Origin of the sequence: Cellulomonas flavigena DSM 20109 (assembly GCF_000092865.1) — a bacterium.
GTDB lineage: Bacteria > Actinomycetota > Actinomycetes > Actinomycetales > Cellulomonadaceae > Cellulomonas > Cellulomonas flavigena.
The window spans coordinates 1,071,257-1,095,161 of the sequence record NC_014151.1 but is presented as its reverse complement, the minus strand read 5'-3'; the positions used below and the strand labels follow the sequence as shown (position 1 = coordinate 1,095,161).

General features: G+C 74.0%; 19 protein-coding genes. 6 read left to right on the top strand and 13 right to left on the bottom strand.

The features are described 5' to 3' along the window. Nucleotides 1–56: 56 nt before the first annotated feature. Nucleotides 57–2,108, bottom strand: a complete 2,052-nt coding sequence (locus CFLA_RS04965; protein WP_013116226.1) for an ABC transporter substrate-binding protein — start codon at nt 2,106–2,108, stop codon at nt 57–59. Between the two features lie 262 nt (nt 2,109–2,370). Further along, a complete protein-coding gene (locus tag CFLA_RS04960) occupies nt 2,371–4,194 on the bottom strand; it encodes an ABC transporter ATP-binding protein (RefSeq protein WP_013116225.1) in 1,824 nt (607 codons plus the stop codon). A 76-nt stretch (nt 4,195–4,270) separates the two neighbouring features. Here CFLA_RS04960 and CFLA_RS18905 point away from each other — a divergent pair, with 76 nt between their 5' ends. Further along, the gene (locus CFLA_RS18905) at nt 4,271–4,879 is read left to right on the top strand and encodes a PH domain-containing protein (protein ID WP_013116224.1); all 609 of its coding nucleotides are present in this window, start codon (nt 4,271–4,273) and stop codon (nt 4,877–4,879) included. Nucleotides 4,880–4,896: 17 nt separating this feature from the next. Here the strand turns inward: CFLA_RS18905 and CFLA_RS04950 are convergent, their stop codons facing one another. The 4 genes from CFLA_RS04950 to CFLA_RS04935 form a co-directional block, all read right to left on the bottom strand. Next, nucleotides 4,897–5,997 (bottom strand): ABC transporter permease, encoded by a 1,101-nt coding sequence (locus CFLA_RS04950; protein WP_013116223.1) that lies wholly within the window; start codon nt 5,995–5,997, stop codon nt 4,897–4,899. Then, nucleotides 5,994–7,514: an ABC transporter permease gene (locus CFLA_RS04945; RefSeq protein ID WP_013116222.1), complete on the bottom strand. Its 1,521-nt coding sequence runs from the start codon at nt 7,512–7,514 to the stop codon at nt 5,994–5,996. Before CFLA_RS04945 ends, CFLA_RS04950 begins: the two co-directional genes overlap by 4 nt. Before the next feature lie 221 nt (nt 7,515–7,735). After that, nucleotides 7,736–9,592 (bottom strand): ABC transporter family substrate-binding protein, encoded by a 1,857-nt coding sequence (locus CFLA_RS04940; RefSeq protein ID WP_013116221.1) that lies wholly within the window; start codon nt 9,590–9,592, stop codon nt 7,736–7,738. 311 nt (nt 9,593–9,903) lie between these two features. Beyond that, the gene (locus CFLA_RS04935; protein ID WP_043599844.1) at nt 9,904–10,566 is read right to left on the bottom strand and encodes a 4a-hydroxytetrahydrobiopterin dehydratase; all 663 of its coding nucleotides are present in this window, start codon (nt 10,564–10,566) and stop codon (nt 9,904–9,906) included. Between the two features lie 72 nt (nt 10,567–10,638). Here CFLA_RS04935 and arfB point away from each other — a divergent pair, with 72 nt between their 5' ends. Continuing rightward, complete coding sequence (gene arfB, locus CFLA_RS04930; protein ID WP_043598815.1) at nt 10,639–11,079, top strand: alternative ribosome rescue aminoacyl-tRNA hydrolase ArfB; 441 nt, start codon at nt 10,639–10,641, stop codon at nt 11,077–11,079. Nucleotides 11,080–11,082: 3 nt separating this feature from the next. Here the strand turns inward: arfB and CFLA_RS04925 are convergent, their stop codons facing one another. From CFLA_RS04925 to CFLA_RS04905, 5 genes are all read right to left on the bottom strand, one after another. After that, nucleotides 11,083–12,003: a hypothetical protein gene (locus CFLA_RS04925; RefSeq protein ID WP_013116218.1), complete on the bottom strand. Its 921-nt coding sequence runs from the start codon at nt 12,001–12,003 to the stop codon at nt 11,083–11,085. 266 nt (nt 12,004–12,269) lie between these two features. After that, on the bottom strand, nt 12,270–13,346 hold the full coding sequence (ychF, locus tag CFLA_RS04920; RefSeq protein WP_013116217.1) for a redox-regulated ATPase YchF: 1,077 nt from the start codon (nt 13,344–13,346) through the stop codon (nt 12,270–12,272). A 43-nt stretch (nt 13,347–13,389) separates the two neighbouring features. Next, on the bottom strand, nt 13,390–14,676 hold the full coding sequence (locus CFLA_RS04915) for a glycosyltransferase (RefSeq protein WP_043598813.1): 1,287 nt from the start codon (nt 14,674–14,676) through the stop codon (nt 13,390–13,392). A 26-nt stretch (nt 14,677–14,702) separates the two neighbouring features. Continuing rightward, nucleotides 14,703–16,259 (bottom strand): hypothetical protein, encoded by a 1,557-nt coding sequence (locus tag CFLA_RS04910; protein ID WP_013116215.1) that lies wholly within the window; start codon nt 16,257–16,259, stop codon nt 14,703–14,705. Next, the gene (locus tag CFLA_RS04905) at nt 16,235–17,074 is read right to left on the bottom strand and encodes an ABC transporter ATP-binding protein (RefSeq protein WP_013116214.1); all 840 of its coding nucleotides are present in this window, start codon (nt 17,072–17,074) and stop codon (nt 16,235–16,237) included. The genes CFLA_RS04910 and CFLA_RS04905 overlap by 25 nt, the downstream gene beginning before the upstream one ends. A gap of 146 nt (nt 17,075–17,220) precedes the next feature. Between CFLA_RS04905 and CFLA_RS04900 the strand changes: the two genes are divergently transcribed. The 3 genes from CFLA_RS04900 to CFLA_RS04890 all read left to right on the top strand — a co-directional run bounded on the left by CFLA_RS04900 (nt 17,221) and on the right by CFLA_RS04890 (nt 19,932). Next, on the top strand, nt 17,221–17,751 hold the full coding sequence (locus tag CFLA_RS04900; RefSeq protein ID WP_013116213.1) for a hypothetical protein: 531 nt from the start codon (nt 17,221–17,223) through the stop codon (nt 17,749–17,751). Between the two features lie 148 nt (nt 17,752–17,899). Next, nucleotides 17,900–18,430 carry a hypothetical protein gene (locus tag CFLA_RS04895; protein WP_013116212.1) on the top strand — a complete coding sequence of 177 codons (531 nt, stop codon included), beginning with the start codon at nt 17,900–17,902 and terminating at the stop codon, nt 18,428–18,430. 62 nt (nt 18,431–18,492) lie between these two features. Further along, on the top strand, nt 18,493–19,932 hold the full coding sequence (locus CFLA_RS04890) for a DNA recombination protein RmuC (RefSeq protein ID WP_013116211.1): 1,440 nt from the start codon (nt 18,493–18,495) through the stop codon (nt 19,930–19,932). A gap of 21 nt (nt 19,933–19,953) precedes the next feature. On the opposite strand, the gene CFLA_RS04885 is transcribed toward CFLA_RS04890, so the two are convergent. Next, nucleotides 19,954–21,222, bottom strand: coding sequence for a hypothetical protein (locus tag CFLA_RS04885; protein ID WP_043598809.1), 1,269 nt, complete (start codon nt 21,220–21,222; stop codon nt 19,954–19,956). Between the two features lie 69 nt (nt 21,223–21,291). Beyond that, nucleotides 21,292–22,347 carry a 4-hydroxy-3-methylbut-2-enyl diphosphate reductase gene (locus tag CFLA_RS04880; protein WP_013116209.1) on the bottom strand — a complete coding sequence of 352 codons (1,056 nt, stop codon included), beginning with the start codon at nt 22,345–22,347 and terminating at the stop codon, nt 21,292–21,294. A 143-nt stretch (nt 22,348–22,490) separates the two neighbouring features. On the opposite strand from CFLA_RS04880, the gene xseA reads away from it, so the two are divergent. Further along, the gene (xseA, locus tag CFLA_RS04875; RefSeq protein WP_013116208.1) at nt 22,491–23,756 is read left to right on the top strand and encodes an exodeoxyribonuclease VII large subunit; all 1,266 of its coding nucleotides are present in this window, start codon (nt 22,491–22,493) and stop codon (nt 23,754–23,756) included. Nucleotides 23,757–23,905: the final 149 nt, after the last annotated feature.

The following is a 23,905-nucleotide window of genomic DNA, read 5'->3' as shown; positions in this document are numbered from 1 at the left end:
CGGGGACTCATCTCAGCAGGTGTGGGGGCGCGCCGGGCGCGGCGCAGCGTCCCATCCTACCGTCGTGTCCAGTTCCACCACCATGTGAGGTCCGCCGCAGCAGGTGTGAGCACCGGGACGTCCGCGACCACCGGCAGCCCGCGGTCCTCCGCCGCGTCACGCGTGGCGGACACCGTCAGGACGGGTGTGCGCACCACCGGGAGCACGGCGCCCCACGTGCGCAGGGCGGCCGACGCGTCCGCGACCTGCGCACCCGCGGCGTCCGGGTCCGGCTGCGCGACCAGCGCGTCGAGCACCTCGTCGAGCGCGGGGTCCGCGTGGCCCGTGACGTTGGTGGCGCCCCCACTGCGCCAGCGCGCCGCGAAGGCGGCGACGGGCAGGTCCTCCTGGGCGACGGGTACGAGCGCGGCGTCCCAGTCCTCCGGGCGCGTGCGCAGGCTCTGCGCCGCGTCCGCCGTCGCCACGGGGACCACCTCGAAGCCCTGCTCGGCGGCCGCCGTCGTCAGCGCGTCGAGCACCGCCGCGCGCAGGGGGTCGGCGGTGTTCGTCAGCACCCGCACCTCCACGGGCCCGTCGGCCGCCGCCGCGGCGGTGGCCGACGCCACCGGCGTGGGCGTCGCCGCCGGCGCCACCTGCGCCGCGACCACCTCCGACACCTGCGCACGCGCCCACAGCGGGCGCACCGCGTCGACCACGACCTCCTCGCGCGGCACGCTCACGAGGAACGCCGCGCGCAGTGCGGCGACCGTCGCCGCCGGGTCGGGCGCGTCCTGGTACGAGCCGGGATCGAAGACGCCACCGGCGTCCTGCTGCAGCACGAGCTGGAGCACGGCGTCCCCGCCCGTGGCGATCGCGACGTCCTCGAGGCCCTCCGCCGCTGCCAGGACGTCGGACGTGCTCACCGGTGCTGCCACGTCGACCTCGTCCGCGGCGAGCGCGTCGAGCTGGGCGAGGGGATCGAGGTCCGTGCGCACCCGCACCCGGTCGTACGCCGCCGGCGCCTCCCCCGCGTACCGCTCGTTGCGGACCATCTCGACGCCCGCTCCCCCCACGTCCGCGAGCACGTACGGTCCGGTCGTCGTCGTGAGCGTCGGGTCCGCCGTGACGTCCCCCGCGCGCCCGGCCGCACGCCAGACCCGCGAGATCGGCACGAGCGCCGACCGGTCCTGCTGCTGCACGGCCGTCACCACCGCCTGCGCCCAGCCGGCGGCCTCCTCGAGCTCCTCGCCGGCCCCGGCGTCGTCGCGCTCGCCCGCAGGCTCGGGAGTGGCGTCGGGATCCGCGTCGCCGGAGGGCGACGCGGACGCCGCTGCGACGGGCGAGGGCGACGTGGTCGCGGTGGCGTCCGCCGCGGCCTGCGCCGACGGCGACGTGGTGCCCGTGGCCGTGGCCGACGGAGTCGCCCCCGGGATCGGCAGCGCGGGCGCGTCGGGATCGAGCGCGAGGCGCCCCAGGACGTGCGCGGGCAGGTTGACGTCCAGCGCGGTGCGCCAGTCGGCGACAGGGGCGTCGTAGACGACCGTGACGGTGTCGCCCTCGACGGTCGGGACCGACGCGGCGCGCGCGAGCGCGGCGGACGCGGCACCGAAGACGACGACGTCGTCCCGGGTGTGCGCGACCACGCCGTCCGCGTCGAGCTCGGGCACGACCTCGTCCAGCTGACCGCTGCGCGCCGCCCACTCGAGCAGCAGGTCCGCGGGGGTGACGGGCACGCCGTCGGACCACCGCGCGGTCGGCGCGATCGTGTAGCGCACCGTCAGCGGGTCGTCGCCGACCTTCTCGACGGTGCCGAACGACTCGTCCGGGCGGACCGTGCCGTCGGGCTCGATCGCCGAGAACCCGGACTGCACCAGACCGCGCACCAGCACGCTGCCCGGCGCACGACCGGCGGCCGTCGCGCCGTTGAGCGAGGCGAAGGGCAGGTCCACCGAGACGACCACGGTCCCGGCACGCGCCGGGTCGACCTCCTCGGCGGTGCACGCCGCGAGGGTGGTCACCGCGAGCACCGGCACCAGGAGCGTCGCCGCGCGGCGCCCGGCCCGCCGGCCCGCCCCGTGCGACCGCGTGTCCTGCGTGTCCCCCGTCGTCCGCCCGCTCGCCACGCTCACCCGTCCGCCTCCCGCACCGTCCACGCCCCGTCCGTCGGGACCCTGCCACGCCCACCCGTCCATCGGCGCGCGGACGCGCGGACTGAACCCCACGAGAGCCGCGAATCGGCACGATCGCACCGCACCGCCGCGCACCCGCCCGTCCCACCGCACACCGGACGCCGTGCGAGGCGCTCTGCCCCGGTCCGACGCCCGCGCGTCAGGAGCGCGGACGACGACGCCCGGCCACCCCGGGGGGCGGCCGGGCGTCGGGCGGCCGGGGTCAGACGCCCGTGCCCCGGGTCCGCTCGTTGTCGACCTCGTCGATCCCGACGGCGTCGTGCCGCGCGGCGTCGGCGGCCTGCCGCGCCTCCTCGGCCTCGAGCTCGGCGCGCTGCGCCTCCAGCAGGGCGTCGCGGGCGACCCGGCGCTCCCTCTGCGCGTCCGGGTCGGGCACGGGCACCGCGGCGATGAGGCGCTGCGTGTACGGGTCCTGCGGGTCGTGGACGACCTGCGAGGTCTCACCCACCTCGACCAGCCGGCCGTTGCGCATCACCGCGATCCGGTCGGACAGGATCTCGACGACCGCCAGGTCGTGGCTGATGAACAGGCACGCGAAGCCGTGCTCGCGCTGCAGCTCCTGGAAGAGGTCGAGCACCGCCGCCTGCACCGACACGTCGAGCGCGGACGTCGGCTCGTCCGCGACCAGCAGCCGCGGCTCGAGCGCGAGCGAGCGGGCGATGCCGACGCGCTGACGCTGACCGCCGGACAGCTCGTGGGGGTATCGGTTCCGCATCGCGCGCGGCAGGTGCACCTGGTCGAGCAGCCGCTCGATCTCGCGCTGCATCGCCGCGCCCTTGATGCCGCGGTGCAGCAGCAGCGGCTCGGCGATGGACTCACCGATCGGGAGGCGCGGGTTCAACGACGAGCCCGGGTCCTGGAAGACGATGCCGACCTTGGTGCGCAGCGGCTTGAGGTCCTTCATCGACGCGCCGACCATGTCCTGGCCGACGATCTTCAGGGACCCGCTGGTCACCGGCAGCAGGCCGACGACGGCCCGGCCGATGGTCGTCTTGCCGGACCCCGACTCGCCGACCAGGCCCACGACCTCGCCCTGCCGGACCTGCAGCGAGACCCCGTCGACGGCCCGGAACGTCGGCGTGCGGCGACGCCCGGGGTACTCGATGACGACGTCCTGCGCATCGAGCGCCAGCGGCGTGCCGTCCTCCAGGACGGGCGCCGGTGCCACGACCGGCTCCGTGGTCACCGGCTCGCGCGACACGGACTTGCCGAGGTGCGGCACCGCGTCGAGCAGCTTGACGGTGTACGGGTGCTGCGGGTTGCGGAAGACGTCCGCCGCCGCGCCCTGGTCGACGATCCGGCCGTCCTTCATCACGATGATCGTGTCGGCCATGTCGGCCACGACGCCCATGTCGTGCGTGATCAGCACGATGCCCGCGTCGATCCGCTCGCGCAGGTCGCGCATCAGCTTGAGGATCTCCGCCTGCACGGTGACGTCGAGCGCGGTCGTCGGTTCGTCCGCGATCAGCAGGGTCGGGTCGCACGCCAGGGCCTGCGCGATCATCGCGCGCTGCCGCTGCCCGCCCGACAGCTGGTGCGGGTAGGAGTCGACGCGCTTCTCGGGGTTCGGCAGGTCGACGAGCCGCAGCAGCTCGATCGCGCGCTCGCGCGCCTCCGCGGGGCCGATCTCGAAGTGCGCGCGCAGCGTCTCGACGATCTGGAAGCCGACCGTGAAGACGGGGTTCAGGGCCGTCATCGGCTCCTGGAAGATGACCGCGATCTCCTTGCCGCGGATGCGGCGCAGACGCTTGGTCGGCATGCCGACCAGCTCACGGTCACCGAGCTTCGCCGAGCCGCGGGCGCGGCCGTTCGGCGGCAGCAGGCCCAGCAGCGCCATCGAGGACTGCGTCTTGCCGGACCCCGACTCGCCGACGATCGCGAGCACCTCGCCCGGGCGCACGTCGTAGGAGACGTCGGCCGCGGCCGGGTACCACGTGCCGTCGACGTAGAAGTCGACGCCGAGGTCCCGCACCGACAGGACGGGCTCGTCGGTCCGCGTGGGGACCTCAGGGGTGTCGATGGCCACCGTTTCAGCGTCCTTCCTGCACGTGCGCCGTGCACCCGGTGGGGGTGACGCCGTGCCGGTCTGCGAGCATGGTCACGTGGGTGCCACGCAGGAGTTCACGTCGGGTTACGGGCGCGGCCTGACCGCAGCGGTGGCGGTGGTCGCCCTGGTCGCGGTCGTGGCGGTCGGCGTCGAGGACGGCGCGGGCGGGGCGCTGCGCGCCCTGCCGCTCGCGGCCCTCGTCGTGGCCGTCGTCGGCGCGCTGTTCTGGGCCCCGGGCGTCGAGGTGTCCGACGGCGAGGTCGTGGTGCGCAACGTCCTGCGCACCGTGCGCGTGCCGTGGCCCACGTTCCGCGAGGTCGAGTACGGCTGGTCGCTGGTGGTGCGGACGACGGGCGGCGACGTCACGGTGTTCGCCGCACCGCGCGAGAGCGGCACGGCCCGTCGGGTGCGCCGCGGCGGCACGCCCCCGCCCGCCGCGCTGCCGGCCGAGGGCACCGTCCGCTCGCTGCGCGCCACGGCCGAGACCGTGGGCGCCGCCATCGAGGCCCGGCACGACGCGCTCGTGCGCGCGGGCCACCTCGACGGTGCGCAGCGTGTCGCCGCAGCGCAAGGCCTGGCGCCCGCGCGCCGCGTGCACGTCGTGACGGTGGGCGCCGTGGCCGTGCTCACCGCCCTGAGCGTCGCGGTGCTGGTCACGGGCTGACGAGCGGAGCACGCCGGTCACGACCCGGTGCCGGGGTCGCCGGAGGGGTCCGCCGGCCGGACCGTCGGGGTGGTCGCGCGCGCCACGGCGGCGTCCGCCGCCATCGCCTTGGCCATCTTGCGCTCCGACGGGATGCGCTTCTGGCGCGGGTCGAACGCGTCGCGCAGACCGTCACCGATGAAGTTGATGCTCAGCGCGATGACGATGATGAACAGGCCCGGCCACCAGAACAGCCACGGCCGCGTCGCGAACGCCTGCTGGTACTGGTTGATGAGCTGGCCCAGCGAGATCTCCGGCGCGACGATGCCGAACCCCAGGAACGACAGCGCCGTCTCCAGCAGGATCGCCGAGCTCATGAGCAGCGTGACCGACACGATGACCGTGCCGATCGCGTTCGGCAGGATGTGCTTGAAGATGATCCGCAGGTTGCTCGCACCGGCGACGCGCGCGGCGTCGACGAACTCCCGCTCGCGCAGGGAGAGGAACTCGCCGCGGACCAGGCGGGCGAGCGTCGTCCACAGGATCAGGCCCATCGCGACGGCGAACACGACGCCGCTGACCGTGCCGGCGATCTTGCCGACGACGGCGCCGATCACGATGGTCGGGACCGTGATGACGAGGTCGGTCAGCCGCATGAGGACCGTGTCGGAGCGGCCGCGGAAGAACCCCGCCGCCGCACCGATCGCGATGCCGATGATCGCCGAGACGCCGCCGATGACGACCATCACCATGAGGGACGTCTGCACGCCCGCCATGACGCGCGCGAAGATGTCGCGGCCGATCTCGTCCTGGCCGAACGGGTGCTCGCCGATCGCGAAGCCGCTGCCGCCGAGCCACGTGGGCAGGGACATCGACGGCCGGCCGCCGTCGACGACCGACGGCGTCTGGTACGGCGTCCACTCCCACCAGCCGGGCACGGGGCCGACGCCCACGGACGTGAGTGCCAGCAGGGTGGTCAGGCCCAGCATCACCAGACCGAGGATGGCGCCCTTGTGGCGGAAGAACCGGCGCCGGACGATCTGACCCTGGGAGAGGCCCTCGACCTCCTTGAGCTCGATCTCGTTCTCGAGGCGGTCGTCGAGCGGCGCGTCGGACGGGGGTGTCATCGGGGTGCTCATGCGTCCAACCGGATCCGGGGGTCGATCGTCGCGTACACGATGTCCGCGATGATGTTGGCGAGGATGGCGAGGAAGGCGGTCACGAGCAGGTAGGCCATGACCGGGTCGATCTCGGCGCCGTCGAGCGACCCCACGAACAGCTGCCCCATGCCGGGCCGCGCGAAGACGGCCTCGGTGATGATCGCGCCGCCCAGCAGCGTGATGACGTCGATGGGGACGACGGTGGCGAGCGGGATCAAGGCGTTGCGGAACCCGTGGCGCACGACCACCAGCCGCTCCGGCAGGCCCTTGGCGCGCGCGGTGCGGATGTAGTCCTGGTTCATCACCTCGAGCATGCTCGACCGCGAGTACCGGGTGTACGACGCGAACGCGATGAGCACGAGCGTCAGGGTCGGCAGCGCCAGGTGCGTGAACGAGTCGAGGACCTGGACCCAGTAGTTGCCGCCGAGGTTCGGCGTGCGGTCGCCGAACGTCGGGATCGGGCGACCCGACAGTGCCTTGAAGTACGGGCCCCAGACCTGCATGACCTGGTCGACGAAGATCAGTGCGCCCATGACCACGGCGACCGCGGCGCCGGCGCGCGCCGACAGGCGCCAGTCCGCGCCACCGTAGAGGCGGCCCACGACGTAACCGATCGCGGCCGAGAGCAGCCCGAGCCCGGCGATCATCCAGTGCGACTCCGCGACGGAGTCGAAGACCACCTGCATCGGGAAGTACAGGACGGTGCCGAGCACGACGACGGTCAGTGCCGTCCACAGCGCCCGGCGGTTGTGCAGCCCGGCGAACACGCCGACCACCGCGAACGCGCTGCCGGCGCCGAGCACGAGGAGCAGCACGGGGCCGATCTGCGGCCGCTCCCACCACCCCGTGAGCTGGACGTAGGCCAGCAGCGCGACGTTGGCCGCGGCGGCGGTGCCGAAGACCTGGAGCCGTCGCAGCGCCGTGCCGCCGATCGCGAGCGACCACAGGAGCCCGACCACCAGGGACGCCCCGATGATCACCGGCCACGCCACGACCGGGTCGCGCAGGAAGTCGTTGAAGCCGATGGCCGCCCACTGCTTGAGCAGCACCGCGACCCAGAAGGACGGGAGCGAGAACAGCAGGAACGACAGGAAGATGATCAGGTAGTCGAACGCGCTGTACTGCCGCAGCGCGGACACGATGCCGACCGTCACGCCGAGGAGGACCGCGAGCAGCGTCGAGGCGGTCACCAGCTCGAGCGTCGAGCCGATGGCGTGCACCAGCACGTCGCTCACGTCCCGCCCGGAGCGCCACGCGGTGCCGAGGTCACCCGTCAGCAGGTTGCCGAACCACTGGAAGAACCGGACGACCACGTTGACGTCGAGGTCCAGGTCGGCGATGCGCTGGTCGATGAGCTGCTGCTTGTTGGGAGCGGTGCTCTCGATGAGGTCCTGCAGCGGGTCGATCGCCCGATCGACCAGCAGGTACATGAGGAAGAGCGCCACGACGAGCGTGGCGATCCCGGCCGCGATGCGGCGGAGGAGGAAGTTCAGCACGGAGGGCTACCTCGGGTGTGGCGGGAAGCCGGTCGTCCGGGATCGTATCCCGCTGACGTCCAGGTGGATGTGGGACGCGGCCCGGGACGCAGGTGCGTGCGGCGCCGCGGCACCGGTCTGCGCAGGCACGCACGAGGGCGCCGCGGGCCGCAACCCCCGGCGCCCTCGTGCGTGCGGTGAGCCGCTCGGGCCCCGGCGCGGGTGCGCCGGGGCCCGGTGCGTCACTCGGAGGCGCCCTCGGTGGCCGCGTCGCCTGCGGTCCACTCCCAGAAGCCGTAGAAGATCGTCGGCGCGATCCCCAGCTTCTGGACGTTGCCGATCTTCTCCGGGTTCCAGGCGGTGACGCCCGGGTGCTGGAAGATCGTCACGCCGAACGCGTCGTCGACCAGGTGCTTCTCGACCTCACCGAGGATCCGCTCCTGCTCGGCGGCGTCGGTCTCGGTCTGCAGCGCGTCGTACAGCGCGTCCACCTCGGGGTTGGAGTACCCGTAGTAGTTGTTCGTCGCGCCGGTGCGGTAGTTCGCGTCGGACTCGGTGACGGCGGTCGAGGTCGACTGCCACCCGAAGAGCGCCGCGTCGTAGAACGACCGCGCGTTCGACAGGTCCGTACCCCAGTCCGTCTGGACCGTGTAGGGGACGACGTCGAAGCCGGCCTCGGCGGCCGAGCCCTTGATGAGCTCGTACTGGTTCACACGGCGCGTGTTGTCCGGGTCGAAGAGCAGACGCACCTGGACGCTGGGCACACCGGCCTCGGCGAGCAGCGCCTTGGCACCCTCGATGTCGACCTCGCCGTAGGCGTCCTGCTGGCCGTTCGCCTCGACGATGCCGTCGTACATCGGCGAGCCGGGCACCTGCGTGAAGGAGTTGCGGACCTCGGCGTCGGGGTTCAGCGGCTGGATGAGGTCGGTGACGATCTTCTCGCGGGGGATCGTCTTGAGGAAGGCCTGGCGGATCTTGTGGGCCTTCTCGGTGTCGCCGCCGTAGGTCGCGGCGTCGAACGGACCGCCGTTGCCCTGCTGCAGGTCGACGTGCTCGTACGTGCCCTCGACGTTCGTCTCGACGGTCAGGCCGTCGATCGCCTCGAGCGCCTTGAGGACGTCCGCCGTCGACTGCGGGCTGATGAGGTCGACCTCACCGTTCTGCAGCGCCTGGACCTGACCCATCGGGTCGCCGTTGTAGCGGACGGTGACCTTCTCGAAGACGGCCTTCTTGTCGCCCTCGTAGTCGGGGTTCGCCGTGAGCGTCAGGTACTGCTGCTCGACGAACTCCGTGATCGTGTACGGGCCCGAGGTGACGAGCAGCTGCGGGTCGTCGGGCAGGGACGCGAAGTTCCAGTCGTCGCTCCAGACCTTCGCGATCTTCGACAGGTCCTCGAGGTTCTCGTCGGTGATCGCGGCGATCAGGGCCTCGGTCGCCTCCTCGGGGTCCTCGATGCCGAGGGCCCGCTGCGCCACGATGTGCGCGGGGAGGTTGTTGTCGATCGCGACCTCCCAGTCGGCGAACGGCTTGGAGTACACGAGGGTGATCGTGTCGCCGTCGATCTCCGGGGTCTCCGTGATCAGCGCCACGGACGGGCTGGCGGCGTCGAAGTAGACACCCGCGTCGAGCGCGTCCTGGTTGGTGACGTTGCCCTCGTCGTCGTACTCGGGCTCGACGTTGTTGAACTTGCCGCTCTGGGCGGCCCACTCCAGGAGGAGGTCGGCCGGGCCGGCCGAGACGCCGTCCGACCACTTCGCCGTGTCGGCGTACGTGTACGCGACGGTCAGCGGGTCGTCGGAGACCTTCTCGTAGGTGCCCCACGACTCGTCCGGCACGACCTCGAGGTCGGCGTTGTAGTCGTTGAAGCGCGAGTTGGCCATGTACGTGATGATGTTGTTGGCCGTCGCGTTGCCCGTGATGCTCTCGCCGTTGAAGGACGAGAACGGCTGGTTCCAGGCGATGTTGATCGCGGTGTCGGTGTTGATCCCCGCGTTGTCGTCGTCACCCGACGTGTCGTCGCCGCTACCGGTGCAGGCCGCGAGGGCGAGGACGCTGACCGTCGCGACCGACGCGAGGGCAGCCTTCCGTGTGATCCTCAATGTTCCTCCTGAGACGTGGTGGACGTGACCGCGCGACCCCGCGTCTGGAGTGAGGGGCCCGCAGGCGCAGTCGCCCGCCTGAATTGTGGCCACGCTAGCCCGGGCTGGCCGGACAAAGGAGACATGGACGTTCGCCCATGTCGATCGTTACCTGATTGATACTGGTCAGTACCGTCCATGATGCGAGACACGCACGGCCTTAACTAGGCCGAAACGCTCCCGACACATCCCACGTTCGGGTGGAAGAGGACGTCCGACTACTCCGCTGCGCCTGGACCTCTGCTATGGCGGATCCTCCCGGCACGTCGCCGTCATGCCCCCTCCTCCCCCTCGCGGTCCTGCCACGTGCACAGGCAGGAACGGTTGCCGTCCGCGTCGGCCAGCACCCAGAACGCCGGCGCCTGCGAGTCGTCGACGACCCGCCCGCCCGCCGCGACGGCCGCCTCGATGCGACCGCGCACCTCACCCGGGTCCACCCAGACGTCGAGGTGCCACCGCTGCCGCGGCTCGCCCGCACCCGACTCCTGGAACCACACCGGCGGGAGCCGGCCGGCGACGTCGCGCACGTCCTGCCCGCCCTCCGGGCGCCGGTAGGCGAGGAACGCCTCCCAGAACGGCAGGACGCGCGCGGCGTCGGGGGTGTCGAGCGCGAGCTCGAGGCTCTGCAGCCCCGCGACCGTGAGCGTCAGCCCCGCGTCGGACGCCAGGGCGGAGACCGTCCGCGCCAGCTCGACGTCGCGCTGCGTCACCCCGCCCGCGTCGTGGCTCCACAGCCGGACGTCGACGTGCCCCCAGCGCAGGTCGAGGTCCGGGTGGTGGTCGGCCTGCTCCGCGGCCGCGCCGACCGCGTCGACGAGCGCCAACCCCGCAGCGAAGCCCCCCGTGACGACGCACGTGCGCAGCCCGTCCCCGACCAGCACCCAGCCGTCGGGGGCCAGCTCCGCCACCTGCCGGCCCGTCAGCGTCGTCGCCATGGTCCCCATCGTGGCGTGACCGCGCGCGCGATGCGCGCCGAACACGCGGCAGCGCCCTCCACAATGTCTCGGGTGGACGACCTGCACGTGACCACGGGGCCCGGCGCCCCGCGCGGTCTCATCGTGCCCGCCGACGAGCTCGTCGAGCAGTTCTCCCGCGCGTCCGGCCCCGGCGGCCAGGGCGTCAACACCACCGACTCGCGCGTCCAGCTCAGCCTGGACCTCGCCACGACCTCCGCGCTCGACGACGCCCAACGCGCCCTCGTGCTCGCGCGCCTGGCGCCGCGCCTCGCCGGCACCGTGCTGACGGTCACGGCCACCGAGCAGCGGTCGCAGCGCCGCAACCGTGCCGCCGCGCGCGAGCGTCTCGCCGACCTGCTGCGCGGGGCGGTCGCTCCCCCGGTCCCCCGCCGCCCCACCCGCCGCACGCGCGCGTCGCAGCGGCGGCGGCTGCAGGACAAGCGCGAGCGTGCGCAGCTCAAGCAGGACCGGCGGCGCCCGCGGACCGACTGAGTACTACCCGACCGGCAGGCGGTACAGCACGAGCTCGTCGTCGTCGGGCTCCCCCCAGAGCGTCGTCGCGACCACGCCGGCGTCGGGCGCGACGTGCTTCACACGGGACCCCGACGGCAGCCGGTGGACGTGCCCCACGGTGCCCGAGCGCACGTCGACAGCCTGGAGCCCGTCCTCCAGGACGGCCCACAGCAGACCTCGCCCCGGGTCGGCCACGAGGGCTGACGCGCGACCGGTGAGCCGGTGGCCGGCGTCACCGTCGAGCCGCACGACACGCGCAGTGCCGTCGTGCCCGTCCCGGCTGCCCGCGGGCACCGCCCACAGGCCGTCGAGCCAGGCCATCGCGACCACCCGGGGTCCAGGACGCTCGTCGACGAGCCGAAGCGTCCCGACGTCGAGACGACGCCACCCGCCCTCGCCCGTCCGCCGCGCGACGGCGACGCCGTCCGGGAGAGCGGCGACCACGGGGTTCGCGCCCACCGTGACGCGTCGCGTCCGGCCCGTGGCCAGGTCGAGCACCCCCATGGCCGGTGCGACCCGGTTGGCCATGACGAACCGGGCGTCGTCGAGCGGGAGCAGCCGGTCGGTGTACCGGACCAGCCGTTCCTCCCAGGTGCCCTGCACCTCGAGCGTCAACGGGTCCACACGCAGCAGGCGACGGTCCGTGGCCACCCAGAGCGACCCGCCCGCGAGTGCCGTCGTGCGCGCCTGCTGGTGCCGTGTGCGCACGTCCGCCGTCACGACGCCCGTCGCGAGGTCGAGCCGGTGCAGCGCCAGCGACGCGAAGGCGACGGTACCGTCCCCGACCCACACCGAGCCCGTTCCCGCGTCGCACCGCACCGTGTGCGACACGTGGCCCCGCACGGGCACCCGCCACAGCTCGACGAGCGGCACGGGCGCGCGACGACCACCGAGGAGACCCATGACTGCTGACAGTAGCCGCCACGTCCAAGACCTCGACCCCGTCACGGCCGTGTCAGGCGGCACCGCTCGCGGACCCCACCGCCGCGGCCGTGGGGCCCGGTACGCCACGCAGCAGAGATCGACACCGGCGAGCTCACGCAGGTGCCGCCTGTGTCGTCATCGACCCTCCGCACCTCGAGACCGCCCCTGGACCTGGGACGACACCAGTCGTGGCACGACGGCACCTCGGGCGGGACACGCTCGATCAGGGCCGAGCGGACGGCGCGTCAGACGTTGAAGCGGAACTCCACCACGTCGCCGTCGTGCATGACGTAGTCCTTGCCCTCGACCCGGGCCTTGCCCGCGGCCCGCGCCGCGGCGACGGACCCGGCCTCGACCAGGTCGTCGAACGAGATCACCTCGGCCTTGATGAAGCCCTTCTGGAAGTCCGTGTGGATGACGCCCGCGGCCTGCGGGGCCGTCCAGCCCTGGCGGATCGTCCAGGCGCGCGACTCCTTGGGACCCGCCGTGAGGTACGTCTGCAGGCCCAGGGTGTGGAACCCGACGCGCGCGAGCTGGTCGAGGCCCGACTCGGTCTGGCCGTTGGCCTCGAGCATCTCGCGCGCCTCGTCCTCGTCGAGCTCGACGAGGTCGGACTCGAACTTCGCGTCGAGGAAGATCGCGTCGGCGGGCGCGACCAGGGCGCGCAGGCGCTCCTGCATCGCGGTGTCCGCGAGCCCCTCGTCGTCGGTGTTGAAGACGTAGATGAACGGCTTGGCCGTCATGAGCTGCAGCGCGCGCACGTGCTCGTCGTCGCCCAGTCCCGCGGCGAACAGCGTCTGCCCCGTCTCCAGGACGGCGAGCGCACGCTTCGCTGCGTCCAGCACCTCGGGCTCCGTCTTCTTGCCGCGGACCTCCTTCTCGAGACGCGGGATCGCGTTCTCGAGGGTCTGCAGGTCCGCCAGCACGAGCTCGGTGGCGATGATCTCGATGTCGCCCTCGGGGTCGACCTTGCCGCTGACGTGCACCACGTCCGGGTCGGCGAACGCGCGCGTCACCTGGCAGATCGCGTCGGCCTCGCGGATGTTGGCGAGGAACTTGTTGCCCAGGCCCTCGCCCTCGCTCGCGCCCTTGACGATGCCGGCGATGTCGACGAACGACACGGTCGCGGGCAGGATCCGCTCGGAGCCGAAGATCTCCGCGAGCGTCGCCAGCCGCGGGTCCGGCAGCGGGACGACACCCACGTTCGGCTCGATCGTCGCGAACGGGTAGTTGGCCGCGAGGACCTGCGCGCGGGTCAGCGCGTTGAAGAGGGTGGACTTGCCGACGTTGGGCAGGCCGACGATGCCGATGGTGAGAGCCACGGGCGACGAGTCTACGGGGCCCGGCGGGTGCCGGGTCCGGGGCTCACGGCCGCTCGCCGGTCGTGACGAGCCGGTGCACGTGCTCGGCCGCGCGTGCCGCGCCGTCGACGCCCGCGAGCCGCTGCTGCAGGCCCCGCGCGGCCGTGCGGAACCGCGGGTCGCGGACGACGGCCGCGACCTTGGCCGCGAACCGACGCGAGCCGACCTCCGCCGGCCGGGCGGCGAGGGCCGCGCCGTGCCGCTCGCACTCGTCGACGTTCCACCGCTGCTCCAGCTGCAGGCCCATCCCGACGAACGGCACACCGCTCGTCACCGCGGCCTGCACCGTGCCCTCGCCCCCGTGCAGGACGGCCGCGTCGACGAGCGGCAGGACCTCGGGCGTCGGCAGCAGGTCCGTCAGCAGCACGTGCGGTCCCAGCTCGGCCTGGAGCCGCTCGCGCGCGGGTGCGTCGAGGTACTGCGTGACGGGCGCGACGGCCGTCACCGGCATCGCCGCGAGCGCCCGCAGCACGCGCTCGGCGAGTCGCGCGGACGCCGAGCTGCCCAGCCCGACGTACACGACAGGGCGGTCCGACGAGGTCACGGCCCGCCGCACGTCGTCGGGCACGGGCACGTCGAGACGCGCGAACACCGGCCCGACGTGCGCGAAGCCCGGCGGCAGGGGGACGTCGTCGAGGAACCCCGCCATCGACGCCACGAGCGTGACGTCGGCCTCCATGGCCAGCACCGTCGGGCGCGGCAGGCGCAGGCCGTGCTCGCGCGCGACGACGTCGAACGCGCGGGGTCGGACGGTCAGGCGCGGCAGGCCGTGCCGCAGCAGCGTGCCCGCGAGGGTGTCGACCCCACGGGCGAGCGCGGACGAGCCGCCGTTGACCGGGACACGCCGCAGCGTCTCGAGGTGCGGGCGGCTGAACGCGTACGGCACCAGCTGCACGAGCGGGACACCGACCACCCGTGCGGAGACGAGCTGCGTCATGGTCCAGCCGTTGACGACGACCGCGGCGTCGACCTCGCGCAGCAGCGCCGTCTCGGCGGACACGCGCGCGCGGACGGTCGGCACGTCGAAGCCGCTGCGCAGCGCGCGCCCCTGGTCGAACCGCAGGAGCTGCTCGGCCTGGGCGTCGGTCAGGACGGGCTCGAGCATCCGTATCTCGAAGCCCGCGTCCCGCACCAGCGACGCGTACCGCTCGCTGTAGCCGGAGAACACGCAGCGGTGCCGGCCGGCGAGCGCGCGGGCGACCTCGATCGCGCGCGTCGTCTCGGCGAGGTTGAAGGTCTCCGGTGCGAGCACGACGGTCCGGGTGCCGGTCGCGGGCGGGGCGGAGGGCACCGCGCCCGCACGCGACCGGCGCGGACTCACGTGAAGGACCGCATCCGCTGCAGCAGCTCCGGTCCGCGGCGCTCGAGCAGGGACCCGCCCCACCGCACGCCGCCGACGAGGACGGCCGCACCGAGCACGGGGCCGACGACGAGCGCGACCCAGCCCAGCACAGCGGACTGCTGCACGACCGACAGCAGCGCCAGCACCGCGACCGGCGCCGCGAGCAGCCCGACCAGCGTGAAGCCGGCGAACTGCGACGTGAACGCGGCCGCGCTCGCACCCTGCTTGGTGCCGAACGGGTTCTCGCCCGGCAGCTGCACGGGGTACACGACCATGGCGGACACGACGCTCGCGCCGCCGAGCGCCGTCAGGAGCAGCCCCAGGCCGGCACCGAGCAGGGCCGGCAGGGCGTCCCAGCGGTCGGCGTACCAGACGGTGCCCAGCACCACGACGACCATCATGACCAGGCCGATCACCCCGGCGACGACCACGCGGCCCCACCGGTCGGCCACGCCACGCAGCGGCGACGCGACGTGCGACCAGAACGCAGTGCCGTCGTATGCGACGTCCGCCGAGATGCTCCAGCCGACCGTGAACGCGGCGACGGGCCCGGCGATCAGCACGATCTGGCTGCCGGGCGACGACGCGACCAGCACCAGCGGCAGCACGGGTGCGACGAGCACCGCCACGGCGTACCGGGGGTCGCGCACCCAGTAGGTCGCGGCGCGCGCGGCGACCGCACCCGTGCGCGTCGCGGGCAGCCGCGCGAACCAGCCCAGGCCCCGCGAGCGGGAGTCACCCCCCTCGCTCACGGGGTTCGTCAGCGTGCGGTCCAGCGCCCAGGACCACGCGACGAGCGCGAGGGCGACCGTCGCGACCGCGATGGCCAGGCGCAGGGCGAGCCCACCCCAGTCCGCTGCGACCACGGCGGGGGCCAGCGCCCACGGGGCGCCCAGGGGCGTCCAGGCCAGCACCCGTGCGACGGGACCCAGCCCGCCGACGCCCGACGTCGCCTGCGTCAGCCCCTGCATGATCGGACCGAGGAGGACGACCGGGAGCACCGCGACCGCCGCCACGACCTCGCGCACCCGCCGCCTGCCGAGGACGGGGGCGAGGACCGTCGTCGTCGCGCGGGCCCCCACGGTGCACGCGAGAACCGCGAGCACGGCGCCGACGAGCGCGGCCAGGGCGGCGAGCGGGTCACGCCACCACGCCAGCGGCGTCGAGAGCGCGCCGAGCGTCGTCACGATCCCCGGGATGCCGATCAGCCCGGCGAGCGTCAGCCCGACCAGCAGGTCCCGGCGCGGCACGCCGAACGTCACGAAGCGACGCGGGTCGAGCGTCGCGTCCACGCCGAACGCCACGAGGGGGACCACCCACCAGCCGAGCACGACGAGCGAGCCCACGACGACGAGGAGGTCCGCCCGCAGCGGCGCGTCGACGACCCCCAGGGCGACGACGCCCACGACCACGCCGGCCAGCACCGAGAGCCCGTACAGCGCCGCCACGACCAGTCCGAGCACCTGCCAGACGCTGCGCCGCAGGCCGTTGCGCAGCAGGGTCAGCTTCAGTCGGACGAGGTGCGCAACCACGCGATGCCCTCCCCGCTGATCCGCCCGCCCACGAGCTCGACGAACCGCTCCTCGAGCGAGCGGCCGGCACGGACCTCGTCGACCGTGCCCGCCGCGAGCACGTGCCCCTCGGCGACGACGGCGACGTGGTCGCACATGCGCTGCACCAGGTCCATGACGTGCGACGACACGACCACCGTCCCGCCACCCGCGACGTACTGCTGGAGGATCTCGCGGATGTTCGCCGCCGAGACGGGGTCGACGGCCTCGAACGGCTCGTCGAGCACCAGGACGCGGGGGGCGTGCACGAGCGCGCACGCGAGCGCGACCTTCTTGGTCATGCCCGCCGAGTAGTCGACGACCAGCGTGTCGGCGTCCGCCTGCAGACCGACGGCCGCCAGCAGGTCGGCCGTACGCGCGGCGACCGTCGGGCGGTCGAGCCCCTGCAGCAGGCCCGCGTACGTCACGAGCTGGGCGCCGGTGAGGCGGTCGAACAGGCGCACGCCGTCCGGCAGCACGCCGAGGATCCGCTTGGCCTGCACCGGGTGCGCCCAGATGTCGACGCCGTGCACGAGCGCCGTCCCCGCGTCGGGGCGCAGCAGCCCCGTCGCCATCGACAGCGTCGTCGTCTTCCCCGCGCCGTTGGGGCCGACGATGCCGTAGAACGAGCCCGCCGGGATCGTCAGGTCGATGCCGGCGACGGCGACCTTGTCGCCGAAGCGGCGCCACAGGCCGCGCAGGGCGATCGCGGGCGCACCGGGCACGGGCGCGGCGCCGCCGGGGGCGGGGCCGGCAGGCCCGGGACCGGGCTGGGGCAGGGGCGGGGACGTGGTCACGGCGTCGAGGATAGGGCGGCGGGGTCGCCGGACGGATCGGTCGCGGGACGGAGCTTGCGCTCCGCCCCGGGACGGGGCCGGCGACCCGGAACCTTCCGGTGCCGCCAGCCTGACCTGCGCGCCCTCCGGGGTGGACCCTGTGCGCCATGCAGAGTGGAAAGTGGGAGAGCCTGGTCGCCACGCCGCGACCCGTCACCAAGGAGATCGAGGAGGTCTGGACCAAGCCGTTCTTCTTCCTGCGCGGCGCGGTCCGCAAGTGGGAGCAGGGGGTCGTGCACGCGCCGCTCGTGTTCGCGTCCGTCGTGCAGGCCAACCGCGTGCTGTGGGACGCGGAGCACTCGACGTTCGCGCCGGCCGTCCTGCTGTACTCGCGGGACCCGGCACGCAGCCGCGACGCGCAGTGGCTCCGCGAGCTCACCGAGCGGGTGCGCGCGCTCAAGGAGACGCGGACGGGCGACCCGGCCGTCGACCGGTTCGCCGACCTGCTGGCCGACGAGGACAGCAACTTCTTCGAGGACCTGCCCGCGAGCCTGACGGGCGGCGCGCACGCCCGGATGCACGTCACGTTCGTCAACCCGGCCGACCTGCCCGGGCGCGCGATCCCCGAGGACGGCCTGCTGCTCGGCCTCGGGCTCGAGGAGTCCGTCAAACTGCTGCCCGCGTCGTACTACGCCTGACCCCCCGCCGACCGGAACCCCGCTCCTCGTCCCCGGCGCCTGTCGGGGACCCGTGTTCCGGTCGGCGGGTGCCGGCCTCCCGACGCCGCGGAAGGTTCCGGCCCTCGGGACGCGCGCCGCGGCCACCGGGGCTGCTTCGCTTCGTGGCATGACGACGCCCCGGTGGGACCGCCTCGTCGCCACGTCGCGACCGAACCTCTCCGTGGTCGAGGGCCTCCACGGCAGACCGTCCGCGCTCGTGCGGCCAGCCCGGCAGCGGTGGGAGGAGGAGGCGCGGAACGCCCCGCTGGTGCGGGTGTCGGTCGTGCAGGCGGACCGCAGCCTGGACGACCCCACCGACCGACGCCCCCGGGACGCCGTCGTGCTGTATACCACCGACCCGCGGCTGTGCCGCGACACGGCGTGGCTCGCCGAGGTGACGCAGCGCGTGCGCGCGGTGCGGGGCGGTCGGTCCGGCGACCCGGCGCTCGCCCGGCTGCGCGACCTGCTCGACGGCGGGCGCGACGGCGTCGTCGAGGACGTCCCGAAGCGCCTCACCGGTGGCGTGCGCACCCGCATCCAGGCGACGCGCATCGGCCCCGGTGAGCTGCCCGGCCCGACGGTCCCCGAGGACGGCATGCTGCTGGGCCTGGCGCTCGAGACCGGCGTCCGGCTGCTGAGGACCGCCCAGTACGAGTGACCGGCGCGGGCCGGGCCGCGCGGCGTGCGGGGCATGTCGGAGGCTCCTGACAGGGTGGGCGCATGCACGTCACCGCCGCCCTCGCCGCCGTCACGCCCGCCGCCACGCCCGGGGCGGGGTCGCTCGTGGCGGCCCTGCTCGCCGGGCTGGTCGTCGGTGCCGCGCTCGCGTGGGCGGCGGCGTCGGCGCGGGCCGCACGCACGACCGCGGACCGCGTCCGCGCGGCGGAGGTCGAGGCCGCCCGGGCCCGGGCACTCCTGGACGCGGAGCGCGCAGGAGCCGGCGACCGGTTCCGTGCCCTGGCGGACGAGGCGCTCGCCGCGACGAGCGAGCAGTTCCTCGCGCTCGCGCACCAGCGGCTCGCGGCCGAGCACCAGACGCAGGTCGGCGAGCTCGCGCAGCGCGAGCAGGCCGTGCGGGCGATGGTCGAGCCGCTGGCCCGCACGCTCGAGCACGTGCGCGCCGAGCTCGTGGAGGCGGAGCGCGCGCGCGTCGAGGGCAACGCCGCCCTCGGCGAGCAGGTCCGGGCCATGCGCGCCGCGTCCGAGCAGCTCCGCGGCGAGACCTCTCAGCTCGTCACCGCGCTGCGCTCGTCGCAGGTGCGCGGGCGGTGGGGCGAGGTGCAGCTGCGCCGCGTCGTCGAGGCCGCGGGCATGCTCGCGCACGTCGACTTCGTCGAGCAGGAGCAGGTCCGCACCGACGACGGGCTGCAGCGCCCCGACATGGTGGTGCGCCTGGCCGGCGGCAAGCACGTGGTCGTCGACGCGAAGGTCGCGTTCCTCGGGTTCCTCGAGGCCGCGCAGACGGACGACGAACGCGTGCGCGCCGAGCGGCTCACGGCGCACGCCCGGCACGTGCGCAAGCACGTCGACGACCTGGCGTCCAAGCGCTACTGGGACCAGTTCGCCCCCGCACCGGAGTTCGTCGTGATGTTCGTGCCGGCCGAGTCGTTCCTGCACGCCGCCGCGGACCAGGACCCGACGCTCGTGGAGTACGCGTTCGAGCGCAACGTCGTGCTCGCGACCCCCACCACGCTGCTCGCGCTGCTGCGCACCATCGCGTACGCGTGGCGGCAGGACGCGCTCGCCGCGAACGCGCAGCAGGTGCTCTCGCTCGGCAAGGAGCTGCACGGGCGGCTCGCGACGATGGGTGGCCACCTGGCGCGCCTGGGCCGGTCCATCGACGCCGCCGCCGGTGCCTACAACCAGGCCGTCGGGTCGTTCGAGTCCCGCGTGCTCGTCAGCGCCCGGCGCTTCGCCGACCTGCACGTCGTCGACGCCGACCTGCCGACGCCCGAGCCGGCCAACCCGCGCCTCACCGCGCTGAGCGCGCCCGAGCTCGTCGCGTCGGCCACCGAGCAGGTGGTGTCGCTGGACGACGCGGTCCTCGGGAGCGGGAGCACCGCGCGGGACGCCCGGGCGTTCGACGAGGAGGCAGCGCGCACGGCGTCGCACCGCGCCGGCTCGGGGTTCGACGAGGGGCGCGCGGCCCCCGGGGCGTGACCCGGGAGCCGCGCGGCTCGGTCAGGGCTCGACGAGAACCGAGAGCTGCGAGGCCGAGTGCTCCGCCCACGCCGCCTTGCCGGAGAGCACCGCGACGTGCGACGTCAGACGCAGGTTGCGGTGCTCGCACATCGACGTCGACGTGGACGTGGGTCTCGGCTTGATGCGGAAGCGCAGCTCGACGAGCACGGCATCGTGGTGGACCGCCGAGGACACGTCGAGCCGCTTCGTGCCGTCGAGCGTCCTGTCGACCTCGACGCACGCGGCCGGGTAGGGCTGGTCGTCCTGGTCGCGCAGCACGATGGTGCCCTCGACGAGCGACCCGCCGCCGAGGTCCGCCGTGGTGCAGGGGGACGTCGACTGCTGGCTGCCGGCGCACGTCGTGACGGCCAGGTGCGCCTGCGCGAGCATCCATCGGCCGGGCGCGGTGTCCGAGGGCTTCGCGACGGTCGTCCGGACCTTGTTGATGCGCAGGGCGGCCCCGCCGGGCACGGCGCGCTCGGCCGCGGAGCCGGGCTCGGGCGCCGCGCTGTAGTAGCAGTCCTCCGGGTGCCCGCCGACGAACTCCTTCGTCGCCGGCCAGTAGCAGTTGACGGCGTTCTCCGGGTCGGCGACGGGCGCGGTCGCCTCCAGCGTGCTCGTGCCGACGACCTTCACCTTCTCGCCGCCCACGGCGAACCGTGACCGTGCACCCCACTCCCCGCGGCACGTGTAGTGGCCGGGCGAGCTGAACTCCACGAGGGTCCGCACGACGGCGGTGTGCGTCTCGCCCAGGAGGACGTTGCGCGTGAGGTTCTTGCCGTTGACCGGCGACCCCGAGACCACTGTTCCCGTCGACGTGACGTCACCGGCCTTCGGCTGCCGCACCCCGCCGATGATGCCGTCGTGCGTGTCCTCGATGGGGTGGCAGCGCACGCTCCAGATGAGCATCGCGCGGTCGACCGGGCCGCGCGTCTTCTCCAGCGTCGTCGGGATCGTCAGGGTGACGAGGCGCTTCTCCCCCGCGTCGCCGACGGCGACCGACATCTCGTCGCCGACGGGGAACATCTTGGTCGAGCCCTGGGAGTTCTCGACGTCGAGCCACGTCCCGGCCGGGATCACCGTGCTCAGCGCGCCGGACGGCGTGACCGTGGCGACCGGGACCGGGGTCTTGCCGGGCAGCGACGTGCCGAGCGCGGCGGCGGGCGTCGCGGCGAGGAGCGTCACCGCCGAGGCCGAGGCCACGAGGGCGAGCACGCGGCGCCGCCACGCGGCGCGCGGGTCAGGGGAGTGCGTGGGAGGCGTCTTCACGCAACCGGACGATAGCGGGCGAACCGCCCACGGAGCGTCGGTTCGTGCGACGTCGCCCGGCGGCGTGCGTCAGACGGGCTGGACGTCCAGGCGACGGCGACCGTCGGGGCGCGGACGGCCCGTCGGCTCCCCCGCGGCCTTGAGGTCGGCGCGCAGCTCGCGCGGCAGGGAGAACATGAGGTCCTCCGTCGCCGTGCGGACCTCCTCGACCTCGCCGAAGCCGTGCTCGGCGAGGAACGCCAGCACGTCGGACACGAGGATCTCGGGGACCGACGCACCCGACGTGACGCCCACGGTCGTCGCGCCGACGAGCCACGCCGGGTCGATCTCCGCCGCCTTGTCGACGCGGTACGACACACCCGCACCGGCGTCGAGCGCGACCTCGACGAGCCGGACGGAGTTCGACGAGTTCGCGGAGCCGACCGTGATGACGACGTCGCACGACGGTGCGAGCTTCTTCACCGCGACCTGGCGGTTCTGCGTCGCGTAGCAGATGTCGTCGCTCGGCGGGTCCTGCAGGTGCGGGAACTTCACGCGCAGCCGGCGGACCGTCTCCATCGTCTCGTCGACCGACAGCGTGGTCTGCGAGATCCACATGACCCGCTCGGGGTCGCGCACCTCGACGTGGTCCGCGTCGTCCGGGGAGTTCACGACCTGGATGTGCTCGGGGGCGTGGCCCTGCGTGCCCTCGACCTCCTCGTGCCCGGTGTGGCCGATGAGCAGGATGTCGAAGTCGTCGGCCGCGAAGCGCACCGCCTCCTTGTGAACCTTGGTCACCAGGGGGCACGTCGCGTCGATCGTCTGCAGGTTGCGCGCGGCGGCCGACGCCTTGACCGCGGGCGAGACGCCGTGCGCCGAGAACACGACGCGGGCGCCCTCGGGCACCTCGTCGGTCTCGTCCACGAACACCGCGCCGCGGGCCGCGAGCGTGTCGACGACGTGCCGGTTGTGCACGATCTCCTTGCGCACGTACACGGGGGCGCCGTAGTGCTCGAGGGCCTTCTCGACCGCGATGACGGCGCGGTCGACACCGGCGCAGTACCCGCGGGGCGCGGCGAGGAGCACGCGCTTGCGCGGGGCGTCGGCGGCGCGCACGTCGGCGGGGTCGGGGGCAGCGTGGGTCACCTCGCCAGTCTAGGCGCCGGGTCGCACAGGGGCCCGGGTGAGGCCGGTCACCGTGACCTGACCTCCACGAGACCCGCGCGACGCGGGCCCGGCGCCCGTGTCTCGCGTCGGTCGCTGTCGGATCCGTGGGGCAGGCTGGGCACGTGCACGACGAGACGAGCGCCCTCGCGGCCGGTGCCCCACCCGCCGCGCTGCCGCTGCCGCTGAAGGCCGCCGACACCACGCCCGAGCGTCCGTGGCCGGTGCGCCACCTCGCCCCCAAGGTCGCCGACTACGTCGCGCGCATGCCGCCGGTGTGGGTCGAGGGGCAACTGCTCAACGTGCGGCGGTGGAACTCGCTGCTGTTCCTCACGCTGCGTGACACCGACCTCGACATGTCGATCTCCGTGACGCTGCCCGCGGTCGCGGCGATGAGCCTGGGCGACCGGTTCGCCGACGGCGCGCACGTCGTGGTGCACGCCCGCCCGCAGTACCAGGTGAAGAAGGGCTCGCTGGGGTTCGCCGCGGACCGCGTCCGGCTCGTCGGACTGGGCGAGCTGCTCGCGCGCATCGAGCAGCTCAAGGGCGTGCTGGCGGCCGAGGGCCTCTTCGACGACGCGCGCAAGCGGGCCCTGCCGTTCCTGCCTGGCGTCGTCGGACTGGTGTGCGCGCAGCAGGGCGACGCCGAGCACGACGTCGTATCGAACGCCCGCGCGCGCTGGCCCGCGGTGCAGTTCGAGATCCGCCGCGTCACCGTGCAGGGTCCGAGCGCGGTGCCCGAGGTCTCCGCCGCCATCGCCGAGCTCGACGCCGACCCGCGCGTCGAGGTGGTCGTCGTCGCGCGCGGCGGCGGCTCGTTCGAGGACCTCCTGCCGTTCAGCAACGAGACGCTGGTGCGCGCCGCGGCCGCGTGCCGCACCCCGCTGGTCAGCGCGATCGGCCACCACATGGACTCCCCGCTGCTCGACCTGGTCGCGGACCTGCGCGCGTCGACGCCCACCGACGCCGCCAAGCGCGTCGTGCCCGACGTCACCGAGGAGCGCGCCCGCCTGGTCCAGGCACGCACCCGCACGCGCGCGGCCGTGCAGCACCGGCTGGCCCGGGAGGAGTCGACACTCGCGCACCTGCGCAGCCGGCCCGTCCTGGCGCGCCCCGAGACGCTCGTCGACCCGCACGTCGACGTGCTGCGTCGGCTGACGGCGCGGGGTCGGGCCGTGGTCGACGCGGCCGTCGCGCTCGCCGCGACCGAGACGGCGCGGCTGGCCGGCCAGGTACGTGCACTGTCCCCCGCCGCGACGCTCGAACGCGGGTACGCGGTGGTGCAGCGCGCCGACGGGGTCGTCGTCCGCAGCCCCGACGACGTCACCGCGGGCGACCGCCTCCGCGTCCGCGTCGCCGCGGGCGAGCTCACCGCCGAGGTCACCACCTGACCCGTCCCCCACCCCCACCCCCGAGACGTCAGCCCGGCCCCACACCCACCCCCGAGACGTCAATCCAGCCCCACCCCCACCCCCGAGACGCCAATCCAGCCCCACCCCCACCCCCGAGACGCCAATCCAGCCCCACTCCCGAGACGTCA

What these genes read in the sequence shown, in the direction of transcription:
- CFLA_RS04950 (WP_013116223.1), bottom strand. Translation starts at nt 5,997, where the DNA reads ATGAGCACCCCGATGACACCCCCGTCCGACGCGCCGCTCGACGACCGC.
- CFLA_RS04935 (WP_043599844.1), bottom strand. Translation starts at nt 10,566, where the DNA reads ATGGCGACGACGCTGACGGGCCGGCAGGTGGCGGAGCTGGCCCCCGAC.
- CFLA_RS04925 (WP_013116218.1), bottom strand. Translation starts at nt 12,003, where the DNA reads ATGGGTCTCCTCGGTGGTCGTCGCGCGCCCGTGCCGCTCGTCGAGCTG.
- CFLA_RS04900 (WP_013116213.1), top strand. Translation starts at nt 17,221, where the DNA reads ATGCAGAGTGGAAAGTGGGAGAGCCTGGTCGCCACGCCGCGACCCGTC.
- CFLA_RS04895 (WP_013116212.1), top strand. Translation starts at nt 17,900, where the DNA reads ATGACGACGCCCCGGTGGGACCGCCTCGTCGCCACGTCGCGACCGAAC.
- CFLA_RS04890 (WP_013116211.1), top strand. Translation starts at nt 18,493, where the DNA reads ATGCACGTCACCGCCGCCCTCGCCGCCGTCACGCCCGCCGCCACGCCC.